Origin of the sequence: Erwinia sp. CGal63 (assembly GCF_037026505.1) — a bacterium.
Taxonomy (GTDB): domain Bacteria; phylum Pseudomonadota; class Gammaproteobacteria; order Enterobacterales; family Enterobacteriaceae; genus Erwinia.
Genome location: NZ_JAKUMN010000006.1, coordinates 161,084 through 177,153 on the forward strand (window position 1 = coordinate 161,084; position 16,070 = coordinate 177,153).

The 16,070-nt window shown below is 55.3% G+C and carries 18 protein-coding genes and 1 tRNA gene; 12 read left to right on the top strand and 7 right to left on the bottom strand.

Going from position 1 to position 16,070, the window contains the following annotated elements:
• Positions 1 to 35: 35 nt before the first annotated feature.
• The 3 genes from MKZ79_RS17640 to MKZ79_RS17650 form a co-directional block, all read right to left on the bottom strand.
• Entirely contained in the window at positions 36 to 503 is a 468-nt protein-coding gene (locus MKZ79_RS17640) for a glycoside hydrolase family protein (RefSeq protein WP_336143942.1), read from the bottom strand.
• Positions 504 to 934: 431 nt separating this feature from the next.
• Complete coding sequence (locus MKZ79_RS17645; RefSeq protein ID WP_187497670.1) at positions 935 to 1,060, bottom strand: DUF2256 domain-containing protein; 126 nt, start codon at positions 1,058 to 1,060, stop codon at positions 935 to 937.
• Positions 1,061 to 1,259: 199 nt separating this feature from the next.
• Positions 1,260 to 1,336 (bottom strand) — tRNA-Arg (locus tag MKZ79_RS17650).
• 183 nt (positions 1,337 to 1,519) lie between these two features.
• Here MKZ79_RS17650 and folD point away from each other — a divergent pair.
• Both folD and ybcJ read left to right on the top strand, forming a co-directional pair.
• Positions 1,520 to 2,383, top strand: a complete 864-nt coding sequence (folD, locus tag MKZ79_RS17655) for a bifunctional methylenetetrahydrofolate dehydrogenase/methenyltetrahydrofolate cyclohydrolase FolD (RefSeq protein WP_336143943.1) — start codon at positions 1,520 to 1,522, stop codon at positions 2,381 to 2,383.
• Positions 2,383 to 2,595 (top strand): ribosome-associated protein YbcJ, encoded by a 213-nt coding sequence (ybcJ, locus tag MKZ79_RS17660; protein ID WP_336143944.1) that lies wholly within the window; start codon positions 2,383 to 2,385, stop codon positions 2,593 to 2,595. The genes folD and ybcJ overlap by 1 nt, the downstream gene beginning before the upstream one ends.
• 41 nt (positions 2,596 to 2,636) lie before the next feature.
• Here the strand turns inward: ybcJ and cysS are convergent, their stop codons facing one another.
• Positions 2,637 to 4,025 carry a cysteine--tRNA ligase gene (gene cysS / locus MKZ79_RS17665; RefSeq protein ID WP_336143945.1) on the bottom strand — a complete coding sequence of 463 codons (1,389 nt, stop codon included), beginning with the start codon at positions 4,023 to 4,025 and terminating at the stop codon, positions 2,637 to 2,639.
• A 226-nt stretch (positions 4,026 to 4,251) separates the two neighbouring features.
• Here cysS and ppiB point away from each other — a divergent pair, with 226 nt between their 5' ends.
• From ppiB to MKZ79_RS17690, 5 genes are all read left to right on the top strand, one after another.
• Positions 4,252 to 4,746 (top strand): peptidylprolyl isomerase B, encoded by a 495-nt coding sequence (gene ppiB, locus MKZ79_RS17670; RefSeq protein ID WP_336143946.1) that lies wholly within the window; start codon positions 4,252 to 4,254, stop codon positions 4,744 to 4,746.
• Positions 4,746 to 5,471 carry a UDP-2,3-diacylglucosamine diphosphatase gene (gene lpxH / locus MKZ79_RS17675; protein ID WP_336143947.1) on the top strand — a complete coding sequence of 242 codons (726 nt, stop codon included), beginning with the start codon at positions 4,746 to 4,748 and terminating at the stop codon, positions 5,469 to 5,471. Before ppiB ends, lpxH begins: the two co-directional genes overlap by 1 nt.
• A 146-nt stretch (positions 5,472 to 5,617) precedes the next feature.
• The gene (gene purE, locus MKZ79_RS17680; RefSeq protein WP_336143948.1) at positions 5,618 to 6,127 is read left to right on the top strand and encodes a 5-(carboxyamino)imidazole ribonucleotide mutase; all 510 of its coding nucleotides are present in this window, start codon (positions 5,618 to 5,620) and stop codon (positions 6,125 to 6,127) included.
• Positions 6,124 to 7,203 (top strand): 5-(carboxyamino)imidazole ribonucleotide synthase, encoded by a 1,080-nt coding sequence (gene purK, locus MKZ79_RS17685; RefSeq protein ID WP_336143949.1) that lies wholly within the window; start codon positions 6,124 to 6,126, stop codon positions 7,201 to 7,203. The genes purE and purK overlap by 4 nt, the downstream gene beginning before the upstream one ends.
• A 423-nt stretch (positions 7,204 to 7,626) precedes the next feature.
• Positions 7,627 to 8,370, top strand: coding sequence for a helix-turn-helix transcriptional regulator (locus MKZ79_RS17690; RefSeq protein WP_336144008.1), 744 nt, complete (start codon positions 7,627 to 7,629; stop codon positions 8,368 to 8,370).
• On the opposite strand, the gene MKZ79_RS17695 is transcribed toward MKZ79_RS17690, so the two are convergent.
• From MKZ79_RS17695 to ybbA, 3 genes are all read right to left on the bottom strand, one after another.
• Complete coding sequence (locus MKZ79_RS17695) at positions 8,332 to 8,991, bottom strand: acyl-homoserine-lactone synthase (protein ID WP_336143950.1); 660 nt, start codon at positions 8,989 to 8,991, stop codon at positions 8,332 to 8,334. The genes MKZ79_RS17690 and MKZ79_RS17695 overlap by 39 nt on opposite strands.
• Before the next feature lie 154 nt (positions 8,992 to 9,145).
• The gene (gene ybbP / locus MKZ79_RS17700; RefSeq protein ID WP_336143952.1) at positions 9,146 to 11,563 is read right to left on the bottom strand and encodes a putative ABC transporter permease subunit YbbP; all 2,418 of its coding nucleotides are present in this window, start codon (positions 11,561 to 11,563) and stop codon (positions 9,146 to 9,148) included.
• Entirely contained in the window at positions 11,560 to 12,246 is a 687-nt protein-coding gene (gene ybbA / locus MKZ79_RS17705) for a putative ABC transporter ATP-binding protein YbbA (protein WP_336143953.1), read from the bottom strand. Before ybbA ends, ybbP begins: the two co-directional genes overlap by 4 nt.
• Here ybbA and tesA point away from each other — a divergent pair.
• The 5 genes from tesA (at position 12,217) to MKZ79_RS17730 (ending at position 16,007) form a co-directional block, all read left to right on the top strand.
• A complete protein-coding gene (gene tesA, locus MKZ79_RS17710; RefSeq protein WP_336143954.1) occupies positions 12,217 to 12,840 on the top strand; it encodes a multifunctional acyl-CoA thioesterase I/protease I/lysophospholipase L1 in 624 nt (207 codons plus the stop codon). The genes ybbA and tesA overlap by 30 nt on opposite strands.
• A gap of 31 nt (positions 12,841 to 12,871) precedes the next feature.
• Entirely contained in the window at positions 12,872 to 13,642 is a 771-nt protein-coding gene (locus MKZ79_RS17715) for an SDR family oxidoreductase (protein WP_336143955.1), read from the top strand.
• Between the two features lie 81 nt (positions 13,643 to 13,723).
• Entirely contained in the window at positions 13,724 to 14,581 is an 858-nt protein-coding gene (locus tag MKZ79_RS17720; RefSeq protein ID WP_336143957.1) for a co-chaperone YbbN, read from the top strand.
• 53 nt (positions 14,582 to 14,634) lie between these two features.
• A complete protein-coding gene (locus tag MKZ79_RS17725) occupies positions 14,635 to 15,549 on the top strand; it encodes an SPFH domain-containing protein (RefSeq protein ID WP_336143958.1) in 915 nt (304 codons plus the stop codon).
• Complete coding sequence (locus tag MKZ79_RS17730) at positions 15,546 to 16,007, top strand: NfeD family protein (protein ID WP_336144009.1); 462 nt, start codon at positions 15,546 to 15,548, stop codon at positions 16,005 to 16,007. The genes MKZ79_RS17725 and MKZ79_RS17730 overlap by 4 nt, the downstream gene beginning before the upstream one ends.
• The last annotated feature ends 63 nt before the right edge of the window (positions 16,008 to 16,070 follow it).

Below are 16,070 nucleotides of genomic sequence, written 5' to 3' on the forward strand. Positions count from 1 at the left end.
CTTTCTGCCAGCGCCGTTGCCATCGGCAGGCGCTGTCAGATAAGCCCATCATAGGCTGCATAGGTGCCCGTGCGCATCACTTCCGCATGACGCCGGGCACGGTTTGGTGTTTGCCTGGCCCACAGGCTGTTCAACATGCCTTCTGCCGCGCCGGAAAAATTCTCTGCCGCAATCATGGCCAGCGTGTTACGAAAACCGGCCAGCCCGGCTACGCCCATCTGGTACGCCATCGAATAAAGCATATCCGCGCGGGCAGCGTTGCATTTTTCCAGTGCGGCCATAATAGCGGTCTGGTTTGCCATCTGCGCGGTTTTCTCATCCACCATGCATTTTTTCCAGACGTCGCCAACCTCGCGCGGCACGGTAAACTGATAGTAACTCAGCGGCGCATTTTGCGGCCCGATTTTTATTCCGCCAGCGACGGTTGGAAAGCCAAGTGTGTCAAGATAAGGGGCTTCACGATAGCCTTCTTCAAAATTCAGTATAGCTATTAATTTACTCATTTCCCTCTCCCACGCTGAGTATAGTTATTGCCACCTATCCCTACTATACAAGGCAAGATTAAACAGAGTTGAAATAAGGAGAAACTGATTTTCTTAACGACCGTAAGAAATATAAAAAATAAAAATACATAGCGTAAACCACTGTTTATGAATGAAATTAATTTCCTGCGCCAGGCTGTCTTACGGCAGGTTAATAGATAATTAAAATATCAGTAATTTAATTAATATTAATATTATTAATATTATTTGTGGAGTAAAAGGCAAGTTTCGAAGGCTATGTAAAATTTGGTTTTCATGTGGTTTTGGCAGGTAAGTTTTAAAATCAAACTTGACGATGGCATTCAACCTGCCGATTACTCAGTCGTAAGGCATGCATTGGTGGAGTTTATGTAATCTGGCGCGTGATATTAACAAATTAGTGCGAACGCGGCTCACTTACGCCGACAACGCTCGGAGCATTTCCGCACTTCATCCCAGCACTTTTCCCACTTCTTACGCCATGTAAATGGCCGTCCGCAAACCGTACAGATTTTTGTGGGGAGTTCGCTTTTCTTCACAAAGAACCTCGGGTGGTCAGGGTCATGGACAGATTATTTTAGTCGATTTTTTGGAAATGGGCAGTTCAGCGCGACGCAGTTTTACGGGATGAGAGCTTCAGGGATAGTCGGTCAGTGCAGGCTTCGGAAACCACTAATTATTCTTTTGGGGAGTGACGTAATCAGGGAGGATTGAAACTGGTTTAAACGCTTGCGAATTTGGTACGCCCTACAGGATTCGAACCTGTGACCTACGGCTTAGAAGGCCGGTGCTCTATCCAACTGAGCTAAGGGCGCATGGGGAACTGGCTCGGATTATACGGCGCGAAGCCGTCGAGTCAACGATTTTACTTAGCGGCTCAGTTTGTTGCTGCACTATTGAACAGCCTCGCCTGAATCTGTGCCTGACAGCGGCGCGCGCTTCTGCCAGAATAGGCGCCATCTCCCGTTTTAACTCAACACAGATGGATCCCCTTTCTGATGGCAGCAAAGATTATTGACGGTAAAACGATTGCGCACCAGGTGCGCCTTGAAGTTGCGGAAAAAGTTCAGCAACGGCTGGCGGCCGGCAAACGCGCGCCGGGCCTCGCGGTGGTGCTGGTGGGTGAAAACCCGGCTTCGCAAATTTATGTAGGCAGCAAGCGCCGCGCTTGCGAAGAAGTAGGCTTTATCTCCCGTTCTTACGATCTGCCCGCCTCTACCAGCGAAGCGGAGCTGCTGGCGCTGATCGACAAGCTGAACGCCGATGGTGACATCGACGGGATCCTGGTGCAGCTGCCGCTGCCGGCTGGCATTGATAACGTGAAGGTACTGGAGCGCATCGCCCCCTCAAAAGACGTGGATGGCTTTCATCCTTATAACGTCGGGCGTCTCTGTCAGCGCGCGCCTAAACTGCGTCCCTGCACGCCGCGCGGCATAGTGACGCTGCTGGAGCGCTACGAAATCGACACCTTCGGCTTAAACGCGGTGGTGGTTGGCGCTTCGAATATTGTTGGCCGCCCGATGAGCATGGAGCTGCTGCTGGCGGGCTGCACCACCACCGTAACGCACCGCTTTACCAAAAATCTGCGTCATCATATTGAACATGCCGATCTGCTGATTGTCGCCGTCGGCAAACCTGGCTTTATTCCGGGCGACTGGATTAAACCAGGCGCCATTGTTATCGATGTCGGCATCAATCGTCTGGAAAGCGGCAAAGTGGTTGGCGATGTTGATTTTGAAGCCGCTTCAGCGCGAGCTTCTTTTATTACGCCGGTTCCGGGCGGCGTCGGCCCGATGACCGTAGCCACGCTGATCCAGAATACCCTGCAGGCGTGCGAAGAATTTCATGATGGAGCAGAATAATGGCAACTTTTTCTTTAGGTAAACATCCGCACGTAGACCTGTGCGATCTGCTGAAGCTGGAAGGCTGGGCGGAAAGCGGCGCGATGGCTAAGGCGCTGATCGCAGACGGCTACGTGACCGTAGACGGCGCGGTGGAAACCCGTAAGCGCTGTAAAATCGTCGCCGGCCAGACCGTGGCTTTCGACGGCAACAGCGTTAAGGTAGTGGCGTAATCGCCGAGGCTATTCAGGGGCCGCAGCCCCTGAATATTTCGTTATTTACGGCGCCAGCTGGTGCCCTGCGGCCCATCTTCCAGAATAATTCCCAGCTCGTTCAGCTTGTCTCTGGCCACGTCGGCCTGCGCCCAGTTTTTCTCTTTGCGCGCGTCGTTGCGCATTTTAATCAGCGCTTCGATTTCCGCGACTTCATCATCGTTGCTCTGCGCGCCGCTCTGCAGGAATACTTCCGGATCCTGCTCCAGTAGCCCCAGCACGCCGGCCAGCTGACGCAGTTTCCCTGCCAGGCCGTTCGCTGCCGCCATATCTTCAGCTTTCAGACGGTTGACGTCGCGCGCCATATCGAAGAGCACTGAATAGGCTTCCGGCGTATTGAAATCGTCGTCCATCGCTTCACGGAAGCGGGCTTCAAAAGCTTCGCCGCCCGCTATCTCCGCCCGAGGATCGGTATTACGCAGCGCGGTATAAAGCCTTTCCAGCGCCGCACGCGCCTGTTTCAGATTCTCTTCGCTATAGTTCAGCTGGCTGCGATAGTGGCCCGACATCAGGAAGTAGCGCACGGTTTCCGCGTCGTAGTACTCCAGCACGTCGCGCACGGTAAAGAAATTGTTCAGCGACTTGGACATTTTCTCGCGATCCACCATCACCATACCGGAATGCATCCAGTAATTGACGTAAGGGCCGTCGTGCGCACAGGTGGACTGCGCGATTTCATTCTCATGGTGCGGGAACATCAGATCGGAACCGCCGCCGTGAATATCAAAATGTTCGCCCAGCTGCTTGCAGTTCATCGCCGAACATTCGATATGCCAGCCCGGACGCCCTTCTCCCCACGGAGAAGCCCAGCCCGGCTCACCGGCCTTCGACATTTTCCACAGCACAAAGTCCATGGGGTTGCGTTTAACGTCTGCGGCCACTTCCACGCGAGCGCCCGCCTGAAGCTGTTCCAGATCCTGACGCGACAGCAGACCATAATCCGGATCGCTGGCTACGGAGAACATGACGTCGCCATTGCTGGCGACATAGGCGTGCTCGCGAGCGATAAGCTTGCTGACCAGCTCAATAATATCGTCGATATGATGTGTGGCGCGCGGCTCCTGATTAGGAGGCAGAATCTTCAGCGCGGCGAAATCCATGTGCATTTCCCCGATCATCAGATCGGTCAGCTCCTGAATGCTCTGCCCGTTCTCGTTGGCGCGCTTGATAATTTTGTCGTCAATATCGGTGATGTTGCGGACATAGTTCAGCGAATAGCCCAGAAAACGCAAATAACGTGCGACAACGTCAAAGGCGACGAAAGTGCGTCCGTGGCCAATATGACACAGGTCGTAAACGGTGATGCCGCACACGTACATGCCGATCTTCCCGGCATGGATAGGTTTAAATTCCTCTTTTTGACGACTCAGGGTGTTGAAAATCTTTAGCATTGAGACATTCCGTTTTTAACGTGTGCGATCGTGACAGTGATATGCATATTCTGACGTATTGTTAACGCAAGCGCTATGCAAAGCAAGGCTCCGCCCGCTTCCGTTTATGCAGCGGTGCTGACTCGTCATCACATTTTGTGATATAAGAGCGCTCTATTTTACTGCCTGTCAGCCAAGACGCTGACGGCTGTTGAACCCACTCCTTCAACCTTTACAGGATGAGAATATGGTCACTTTCCAGACTAATCATGGCGATATCGTTATTAAAACCTTTGACGATAAAGCGCCGGAAACCGTTAAAAACTTCCTGGATTACTGCCGTGAAGGTTTTTACGACAACACCATTTTCCACCGTGTTATCAATGGATTTATGATCCAGGGCGGCGGCTTTGAACCAGGCATGCAGCAGAAGGCCACCAAAGCGGAAATCCGTAACGAAGCCAACAACGGCCTGAAAAACACCAAAGGCACGCTGGCGATGGCCCGTACTCAGGCGCCTCATTCCGCTACCGCGCAGTTCTTTATTAACGTTGCCGATAACGACTTCCTGAACTTCCGCGACGAAAGTCTGCAGGGCTGGGGCTATTGCGTGTTCGCCGAAGTGGTGGAAGGCATGGACGTGGTTGAGAAAATCAAAGGCGTTGCCACCGGCCGCAGCGGCATGCATCAGGATGTGCCGAAAGAAGATGTGGTGATCCAGAAAGTCACCGTCAGCGAATAATGTCGCACACGCTGTTTATCGCAGATTTACATCTGTGTGAAGAAGAACCGGCAATTACTGCCGGTTTTCTTGCATTTTTACGGCGCGAAGCGCGTCAGGTCGACGCGCTCTATATCCTCGGCGATCTTTTCGAAGCGTGGATTGGCGACGACGATCCTAATCCGCTACACGCGGAGATTGCCGCCGCGCTGGATGCCTTACGGCTCGCCGGCGTGCCCTGCTATTTTATTCACGGTAATCGCGATTTTTTGCTCGGGCAGCGTTTTGCCGCCGCCAGCGGTATGCGACTGCTGCCGCAGGAGCAGCTGCTGAACCTCTATGGTCGCCGCATCCTGATTATGCATGGCGATACGCTGTGTACCGATGATGAAGGCTATCAGCGTTTTCGCCGTAAGGTTCACCAGCGCTGGCTGCAAAAGCTTTTTCTGGCGCTGCCGCTGGCTCTGCGTCAACGTATTGCCCTGAAAATGCGGGCCGGCAGCAAACAGGCTAACCGCAGCAAAGACGTAGCTATTATGGATGTCAACGCCGAAGCCGTGCAGGCGGCGATGAGCCGTCATCAGGTGCGGTATCTGATCCATGGTCACACCCATCGTCCCGCAATCCATTCGCTGACCGTTGACGGCCGGCCGGCCGAGCGCGCCGTGCTGGGCGCCTGGCATAGCGAAGGGTCGATGATTAAAGTCAGCGCGGATGAAATCAGGCTAATCGCTTTTCCTTTCTGATTCGCCCAAAGCGGCGTTCTCCGCCGTTTTCCTGCCAGAGCAAACGTTTTCCTTGCTTTCCAGTCATGCTATTCTCTCACTCCTTCCCATCCGTCAGCCCGCCGGTTGATGGGTGATATTTGTATAATCACAGGAGTCAGACCCGCATGTCTTCCAACGCCGCACCGGCCCGCATCGCGATTGTAATGGGTTCCAAAAGTGACTGGGCAACCATGCAATTTGCCGCGGATATCCTTACCAGCCTGGCCGTTCCCTTCCATTGCGAAGTGGTATCAGCGCACCGTACGCCGGACAAGCTGTTCAGTTTCGCTGAACAGGCCGAGGAGAACGGATTCCAGGTTATCATCGCCGGCGCAGGCGGCGCGGCCCATTTGCCCGGTATGCTGGCGGCGAAAACGCTGGTGCCCGTGCTGGGCGTACCGGTACAAAGCGCGGCGCTGAGCGGCGTCGACAGCCTCTATTCTATTGTGCAGATGCCGCGCGGTATTCCGGTCGGCACGCTGGCTATCGGTAAAGCTGGCGCGGCCAACGCCGCGCTGCTGGCAGCACAAATTCTGGCGCTGCACGACGCTGAGCTGGCGAAACGGCTGGCCGGCTGGCGGCAAAGCCAGACGGATGAAGTGTTGCATCATCCGGATCCGCGGGAGGAAGCATGAAACCAGTTTGCGTACTAGGAAATGGGCAGCTTGGCCGCATGCTGCGTCAGGCTGGCGAGCCGCTGGGCATCGCCGTCTATCCTGTCGGGCTGGACGCTGAACCGGAAGCGCTGCCGATCCAGCAGAGCGTGATCACGGCGGAAATCGAACGCTGGCCTGAAACAGCGCTGACACGAGAGCTGGCTAACCATAACGCTTTTGTTAACCGTGATATTTTTCCGCTGCTGGCGGATCGCCTGACGCAAAAACAGCTGCTGGATCGGCTAAACCTGGCGACAGCGCCGTGGCAGCTGTTAAGCGAAGCGGCCGAGTGGCCAGAAGTGTTCGAAAAATTAGGCGAGCTGGCTATCGTAAAGCGCCGCACCGGCGGCTACGATGGCCGCGGCCAGTGGCGTCTGCGGGCAAACGACGCCGCTTCCCTGCCTGCGGACTGCTACGGCGAATGCATTGTGGAACAGGGTATTAACTTCTCCGGCGAGGTTTCGCTGGTCGGCGCTCGCGCTCACGACGGCAGCACTGTCTTCTATCCACTGACCCATAATCTGCATCAGGATGGCATTCTGCGTGCCAGCGTGGTGCTCCCTGAGCCGGATGCGGCGCAGCAAGAGCAGGCGGAAAGTATGCTTGCAGCGATTATGCACGAGCTAAATTATGTCGGCGTAATGGCGATGGAGTGTTTTGTGGTGCCGCAGGGTTTGCTGATTAACGAGCTGGCTCCACGCGTACACAACAGCGGCCACTGGACGCAGAATGGCGCCTCGATTAGCCAGTTTGAGCTGCATCTGCGCGCTATCCTGGATCTGCCGCTGCCGAAGCCGGTCGTTAGTACACCTTCCGTGATGATCAACCTGATTGGTACAGCGGTAAACCTCGCCTGGCTACAGCAGCCGCTGGTTCACCTGCACTGGTATGAAAAAGAGGTGCGTCCGGGCCGCAAGGTTGGCCACCTTAATCTTATCGATACCAGCCATGAATCGCTGCAGCAGGCTTTGCAGGCGCTGACGCCTGACTTGCCTGCGGATTACGCCAGCGGTATAGCCTGGGCCAGCGCGCATTTGAAAAAGGACAGTGCTTAACTGTACTTAAGTATGGCTATCATTTTATAAACGAAAGCCGTATTGTAGTGGCGAACAAAACAATAAATACATAATACTATTAAGTAATTAGAAGTTTTCTTTGCCAACACCAAGGGAACCACTCTCAGACAGTCAGGATAAATACGTAAGATTTTTTACATCTTTTACGCATTTAGGGTCTGGTTTGGTTCTCCTCCCCTCTCTTCATCAAATAGTGCTTTCGTTCCAACCTCCGGTTTCATCCTCTGCGATAAGAAGCTACTATAGTTGCTTCGTCATACTGAACATTATTTAATCTTTTTAATTATACGAATCATCTTCAGCCACCTGGCAGAGTAAAGCGTAACGTTAGGTTTGGCTTTAAAAGCATGGTAAAGTCGGCCATTGACGATGGAAGCCTCACTTTCTCAGGGAGATAATGACATGTCTAAATCATTTTTTAGTAATCAGGTTATCAATTCCTCAATAAAAGATTATATTGAGCGAAAACTGGCACAGTTTAATAACGTTAAATATGCCTACGCGATTATGAGTAAACGGAACCCGGCGGATTTTTCTATCATTTCCAACAGGCCGGAATGGTTTCAGGTGTATGTCGAGAACAACTTTCAGTTTATCGATCCCGTACTCATTACCGCGCTTTATCGCGTCTCGCCGTTCTCGTGGGACGAAAACATCATGCTAAATAAGGGCGTGAAAGTTCCTAAGCTCTTCGACATGGCGCGCAACCATAATATTATTAATGGCTATACTTTTGTCCTTCACGATCACAACAACAATCTTGTCGTGCTTTCCATCATGCTTGATGACTCCTGTGACGATAATATAGAAGAGATTATTCAGACCAATAAAAACAAGCTGCAAATGTTGTTGATCAACGCGCATGAAAAGCTGACGGCGCTCTATCAGGAGCAGGCCAGAAAAAGTGATTTCGACGAGATGAATACGCGGGAGATATTTTCTAAAAGAGAAAATGAAATTATCTACTGGGCCAGCGTAGGGAAATCTTATCAGGAAATTGCGCTGATTCTGGGGATTAAACTCACCACGGTTAAGTACCATATTGGCAACGCGGTGAAAAAATTAGGCGTCACCAATATGAAGCACGCGATTCGGTTAAGCATAGAGCTACAGCTGATCAGGCCTGTGCTGGCTGACGGGGAATGAAAGCGGCCAGGCATCCAGCGTTATCTGTAACTCGGGTGCCTTCGATTTAACCAGGTTGATGAGTATTTGCTGATTCCTGTCATCCACCGGCATAAATATCAGAAATATCTTTTCCTTTTTCTCGGAATAGCTTTGCGCTTCGACGTTGATTTCCCATCCCGAACGTTTAAAAATGAGATACATAGGATGACTGACAATCGCATAGATGCCTTCATACTTATAGTGTCTGGCGTAATTAATCATCGACAGGAAAAGCAGCGCGCTGACGGGCTTCTGACGCAGTTTTAATTGGCTAATCCGCTCTTTATCAATAAAAAGACGGCTGGCCTCTACGAAATTCCCTTCCGGAAGCGTGTAATCGCTGAACCATGAGCGGAACGTGCCGGTGATCATATTAGGATATTTTGTTTCAATAAAGCGCAGGCTGCAAACACAGGTATCTTGATGGATGCCAAAAACGTATGTGGTCCGTTCGTTGTCGTATTCATCAAATTCCATTTCATTCTGACTGTTAACCATCCAGTTGAGTCTGTCTTTGAACACCCTTTTTCTTAATGAAAAAAGCTCATTCGACTTCAACTCAGAAAGGTGACGATATTTTATATCCAGCAGATCCAACATTTCAGCTATTTCCCTATTCCACTATCTACATTATTCGGGGCCTTTATCCACTCCTGAAAAAACAGGTCAGGCAAAACCATTCAGAATATCCCAGGTGTTTCCGAACAGACGATGAAGATAAAACGATAAAGGCCGATTGCTATCGGCCTTTATTCTACGCTGCGTTATACCCTCTGAACAATGCCTTTCCTTTAAGTAATCTTATGCCAAGCCAGCCGCCGCACGCGGAGAGTATGACGGTGCCCGTTAAGGGCAAAATCAGCCACATCAGGTAGTCAGGCTGCCAGGGGAAATCGAAAACTTTACGCTGCAGCGCCCACAGCGCCGCTTCCGCGCCTGTCGCGGCGGCAATGCCCGATACGCAGCCCAGCAGCGCGAATTCGCACCACAGCGTCCTCAGCAGCAGCTTTTTCCCCGCGCCTAAGGTGCGGCAGACGACCAGTTCCTGCCTGCGCTGGCGCATGCCGACCTGGATTTGCGCCAGCAGCAGTAAAATACCGCAGGCGGTAACCAGCACCACCATGATCTCCAGCGCCTGGCTGACCTGCGCCAGCACCTGCCCTATCTGCCGTAGAATGCTGCCGATATCCAGCAGGCTGAGCGTGGGAAAAGCGCGGTTAAGCTGCGCCAGCAGCGCATTGTCATTCTCGACACGAAAACTGGTCAGCCAGGTTTGCGGCTGGCCGTCCAGCGCGCCGGGCGGAAAAATAAAGAAAAAGTTTGGCTTAAGGCTCTCCCAGTCCACTTTACGCAGGCTACTGATTCTGGCGGAAAAGGTTTGCGTGTCGCCGGTAAAGGTCAGCGTATCGCCCAGCCTGACGCCAAGTCTGCCCGCCAGCGCCTCCTCTATAGAAACTTCGCCCTCTTTCGGCGGCCAGCTGCCGGCGACGAGAGGATTGTGGTCGGGCAGCTGCTGAAGCCAGGTGAGATTAAGCTCCCGGTTCAGCGAGTTATCCAGCGAGGGATCCGCAGGCTGCTGGTTAATGCCGGTCAGTCTTGCCCGGACGATCGGGTAAAAGGTCTGCGTTTCGACCTGACGCGCCTTCAGGAAAGCGCTCACCTGCGGTACCTGATCCTCAGTCAAGTTCAGCAGGAAATAGTTAGGACTGTCCGGCGGTAGCTGCTGCTGCCAGCGATCCAGCAGATCGCCACGCATCACCAGCAGTAGAGCCAGCAGCATAAAGGAGAGCGAAAAGGCGGCCAGCTGGCTGAAGGTGGCCGACGGCTGGCGCAGCAGCCGATTGACCGCCAGCCGAAAAGGCAGATTACGGACGCGCAGCCTTCGCAGCAGCAACAATGCGCCCCAGCCCAGACCACCCAGCAGCAGCGTCAGCAGCAAAATACCGACTATCAGCGCCCAGAGCAGCTTGCTGCCGCCGACCAGCAGCGCCAGTAAGGCGACGATTGTCGCAGCCATAGCGGGAAGATAAAATTTTAGCGGCCAGACTACGGCCACCGCGTCGCGTCGCAATACCCGCAGCGGCTGAGTGGCTAACAGCAAACGATAAGGCCGCAGGCCGACCAACAGAGAAATTGTGAAGAGCGAACCTATCGCCCACAGCCAGGGCCAGAAGCTCGCAGCGGGCAATTCGCCCGGCAGCACCGGCCCGAGCATATGCAGCAGTAGCGCTTCGAAAGCTTTGCCCGCGAGGCCGCCGCAAATCGCCGCCAGCAGCAGTACGGCCAGCCACTGCCCGATAATCAGTTTACGCAGGGCCGCCCGACCAGCGCCCAGCGTTTTCAGGACGGCGACCAGATCGTAGCGGCTGCGGCAGTAGTGGTTCATGGCGACCACGACCGCCGCGATCGCCAGCAACAGCGTCAATAGTGCCGACAGCAGCAGAAACTGCTGGGCGCGCTGCATCGATTTGCCCAGCGCATCTTCCGAGTTTTCCACGCTGATCCAGCGCTGATCGGGTTTGATGTTGGCCTGAATAAAGCGATCGTAGTTCGCCAATTGCGAGGGCGTGCCGGCGAATTTATAGCGCCACGTCAGGCGGCTGCCTGGCTGTACCGCGCCCGTTTTCCCGACATCGGCCAGATTCATCAGCAGGCGCGGCGCGGTCTGGAAAGGATTAAAGCCGGCGTCAGGTTCGCGAATCACTTCGCCGGCAACATGCAGCGTGGCGTCGCCGACATCCAGCTCGCTGCCCGCCTTGAGATTCAACAGCGCCAACAGCCTCGGCGCGGCCAGCACGGTGCCTGCTGCGGGCCGCAATCCTGCCGGCTCGGTAGCCAGCTCGCCGAACATGGGATAGCGATCGTCCACGGCTTTTACCGCGGCCAGCTGCGGCGTCTCGCCGGCGAAGGTCATGGTCATAAAGGTCAGCTGTCGGCCAACCTGCAACCCTGCACGTCTGGCTTCCTCCAGCCAGGCTTCAGGCACCGCGCGCGAACTTTGCAGCGTGCGATCGCCCGCCATAAAATCGCGGCTCTGCTGCGTCAGGCCTTTTTCCATTCTGTCGCTGAGCGAGCCCAGCGCCAGCACGCAGGCTACCGCCAGCGTCAGCGCCAGCCAGACAATCAGCAGCGACGGCGATCTCCACTCCCGCCAGAACCAGCGCCAGATCATGCTTCCTCCTGGAGTTTGCCGTCGCGCATACGCAAACGCCGATCGCAACGGGCGGCCAGCTGCTCATCGTGAGTAACCAGGATCAGCGTGGTGGCGAAATCGCGGTTTAGCGAAAAAAGAAGGTCGACAATGCGTTCGCCGGTTTGGCGATCGAGATTACCGGTCGGCTCATCGGCGAACAGCAGCGCCGGATGACCGCTGAAAGCCCTGGCCAGCGCCACGCGCTGCTGCTCGCCGCCGGAAAGCTGCGACGGCATATGGCTCAGGCGCGCCGCCAACCCCAGCTGCGTCAGCAGGCTCCTGGCCTGCTCGCGGCTTTGCGCATCGCTTTCGCCGCGCAGCAGCGCCGGAAGCTGCACGTTTTCCAGCGCGTTTAGCGTCGGCACCAGCATAAAAGACTGAAACACGAAGCCGACGCTTTTGGCCCGCAGCGCCGCCCGCTGCTCCTCATCCATCTGATGCAGAGGCGACCCCAGCAGGAAAACTTCGCCCGCGCTGCCATCGTCCAGACCGGCGAGAATACCCAGCAGCGTCGATTTACCGGAACCGGACTCGCCGATAAGCGCGATGGTTTCAGCCGGTTTGACAACCAGCTCAACTCCGGTAAGGATGGAAAGCTGATGCTCACCCTGACCGACGGACTTACTAAGACGATGAACTTCAAGAATGTTTTCCGCTGGCATTACCTTATCCTGTTATTTTTGGCTCTGACGACGCTGCGGGCGACGGCGGCGGACAAGCTGTTGGTGCTCGGCGACAGTCTGAGCGCCGGCTATCGCATGTCCGCCAGCGCCGCGTGGCCAGCGTTACTCAATGATAAATGGCAGAAATCCCCCGCTATCATTAACGGTAGCATAAGCGGCGATACGGCGGCGCAGGGACTGGCTCGCCTGCCTGCCCTGCTGAAGCAGCATCAGCCACGTTGGGTGCTGATTGAACTGGGAGGAAACGACGGCCTGCGCGGTTTTCCTCCGCAGCAGCTGGAGCAGCAGCTGCGGCAGATCATCCGCCAGGTACAGGCCGCGGGCGCGCAGCCGTTGCTGATGCAAATCCGCCTGCCGCCTAACTATGGCCGTCGCTACACGGAAGCCTTCAGCGATGTCTACCCCAGGCTGGCGAAAGAGTTTTCTCTGCCGCTGCTGCCCTTTTTTATGGAGCAGGTTTATCTGAAGCCAGAGTGGATGCAGCAGGACGGCATTCATCCCAATCCGGACGCGCAGCCTTTTATCGCTGACGTAATGGCGAAAGCGCTGGCTCCGCTAGTTAACCATGAGTAACCGAAGATGCAGACCGCTTACAGGTAAAGTTATGCAAAAAACAGTAGTGATTACCGGCGCTTCCAGCGGCATCGGCCTGGCCGCCGCTAATGATTTGCTGCGCCGCGGCTATCGTATTCTGGCCGTATGCCGTAAGCCGCAGGACGTGGAGCGAATGAACGAGCTGGGCTTTATCGGCATCGAAATGGATCTCGACAGCAGCGAAAGCGTGACGCGCGCCGCAGAGCAAATTCTGGCCCTCAGCGATAACCGGCTTTATGCCCTGTTCAATAACGGCGGCTATGGCGTTTACGGCCCGCTGACCGCGATCGGCCGCCAGCAGATGGAGCAGCAGTTCTCCACCAATTTTTTCGGCACTCACCAGCTGACAATGCTGCTACTGCCGGCTTTACGCGCCAGCGGCCAGGCCCGCATCATCAACACCAGTTCGGTGATGGGCCTGGTCGCCACGCCGGGACGCGGCGCCTACGCGGCCAGCAAATATGCGCTGGAAGCCTGGACGGACGCACTGCGTATGGAGCTGCACGGCAGCGGCGTTCAGGTCAGCCTGATTGAACCCGGCCCGATCAAAACCCGCTTTACCGATAACGTGAACCAGGCCGAACGGGAAAAGCCGGTGAAAAACCCCGGCATCGCCGCCCGTTTCACATTGCCGCCGGAAGCGATTCTGCCGAAGCTGCGCCACGCGCTGGAGAGTAAACGGCCTCGTCTGCGCTATCCTGTGACGGTGGTCGCCCATGCGCTGAGTTTGCTGCGCCGTTTGCTGCCGGGTCGGATACTGGATCGCATTTTGCGCGGTTAACCGGCGTGAAGATCAATAAAACCTTGAAGCTGACCTATCCGCCCCAATAGAGTAAGAAACCCAGTATAAAGAGACAAATTCATGTCATCACAAGCTGCTATTGTCACTATTAACGAAAGCAATCTGCATCAGACGCTCGAACAGTCGATGCAGGTTCCTGTCCTGTTCTATTTCTGGTCTGCGCGCAGTCAGCACTGTCAGGAACTGACGCCGGTGCTGGAGCGGCTGGCCCAGGAGTACGCCGGTCAGTTTATCCTTGCCGAGCTGGACTGCGACGCGGAGCCTGCTGTCGCGCAGCAGTTTGGCCTTCGTTCAATTCCAACCGTGTATCTTTTCCAGAATGGTCAACCGGTAGATGGCTTCCAGGGGCCGCAGCCGGAAGAAGCCATTCGCGCGCTGCTGCACAAAGTGTTGCCGAAAGAGGAAGAGCTGAAGGCGCAGCAGGGTATGCAGCTGCTGCAGGAAGGCAAGCCGCTGGAGGCGCTGCCGCTGCTGAAGGAAGCCTGGCAGTTAAGCAACCAGAACAGCGAAATGGGCTTTCTGCTGGCCGAGGCGCTGATTAGCCTGAACCGCAGCGATGAAGCCCAGACGGTGCTGGATGTGGTGCCGCTGCAGGATAAAGATACCCGCTACCAGGGATTGATTGCACAGATCGATCTGCTGAAGCAGGCGGCCGATACGCCGGAAATTCAACAGCTGCAACAGCAGATTGAAGCCGATCCAGATAACGCTGAACTGGCAACCAAGCTGGCGCTACAGCTGCATCAGGTTGGCCGCAACGAAGAGGCGCTGGCGCTGCTGTTCGGACATCTGCAAAAGGATCTGGGCGCGGCGGACGGCCAGGCGCGTAAAATACTGCAGGAAATTCTGGCGGCGCTGGGCACGGGCGACGCGCTGGCCGCGAAATATCGCCGTCAGCTTTACTCGCTGCTCTATTAATAATGCGTACGGGCTGAATGAATCAGCCCGTTTTTCAACAATCCGGAGGTTATATGTTTACGGTTATTCCCGTTATTATTCTTGTCGCCCTGGTTATCGTCTGGTCGGGCATCAAAATCGTGCCGCAAGGCTATCAGTGGACGGTGGAACGTTTCGGCCGCTACACCAAAACGCTGCAGCCTGGCCTTAACCTTCTGGTGCCTTTTATGGATCGTGTTGGCCGCAAGATCAATATGATGGAGCAGGTGCTGGATATTCCCTCACAGGAGATCATCTCCAGGGACAACGCCAGCGTCACTATCGACGCGGTCTGCTTTATTCAGGTTATCGACTCTCCTCGCGCTGCTTACGAGGTCAGCAACCTTGAGCTGGCGATCGTTAATCTTACCATGACCAATATGCGTACCGTATTAGGCTCCATGGAGCTGGACGAGATGCTGTCACAGCGCGATAACATCAATACCCGGCTGCTGCGTATTGTTGATGAAGCCACCAATCCGTGGGGCGTGAAAATCACCCGTATTGAAATCCGCGACGTGCGGCCGCCAGCGGAACTCACGGCGTCGATGAATGCGCAGATGAAGGCGGAACGAACTAAACGCGCCGATATTCTGGAAGCGGAAGGCGTACGACAGGCTGCCATCCTGCGTGCGGAAGGTGAAAAACAGGCGCAAATCCTTAAAGCGGAAGGCGAGCGCCAGTCGGCGTTTTTACAGGCTGAAGCGCGCGAGCGTAGCGCAGAGGCGGAAGCACGCGCCACGAAGATGGTGTCGGAAGCGATCGCAGCCGGCGACATCCAGGCAATTAACTACTTTGTCGCGCAAAAATATACCGACGCGCTGCAGCAGATCGGCACTTCCGACAGCAGTAAAATGATTATGATGCCGCTGGAGGCTTCCAGCCTGCTGGGCTCCATCGCCGGCATCTCGGAACTGCTGAAGGAAACCAAAAAAGATCGGGAGGCATAATGGCCGACCTGTTAGCCAATCCAGCCTGGCTATGGCTGTCGCTGGGAGGTATTTTACTGGCCGCCGAAATGCTGGGCGCCAGCGGCTACCTGCTGTGGAGCGGCATTGCTGCGGTGCTGGTCAGCCTGCTGGTCTGGCTGGTGCCGCTGCCGTGGGAATGGCAGGGTCTCTGTTTCGCCATGCTGACTATTCTTTCCGCGCTGTGGTGGTATCGCTGGCTGCGCGGCCGGGAACGCAGAGAGCCGCCCTCTTCGCTTAACCAGCGCGGCAATCAGCTGATTGGCACGACGCTGCTGTTGGAGGAGCCGCTGCAGGAAGGGACCGGACATATCCGCGTAGGCGACAGCAGCTGGCGGGTTCAGGCCGCGGAAAACCTGCCGGCCGGCACATCCGTTACCGTCGTTGCGGTGGAAGGCATCACGCTGCGTGTTGTCAAACACTCTTCTGGTAGCAGCTGAACAACCATTGAGCGGCGAGGCTAATCAGTAAAATCAGCCGCTCGCCGTGATCGGGCCTGACGC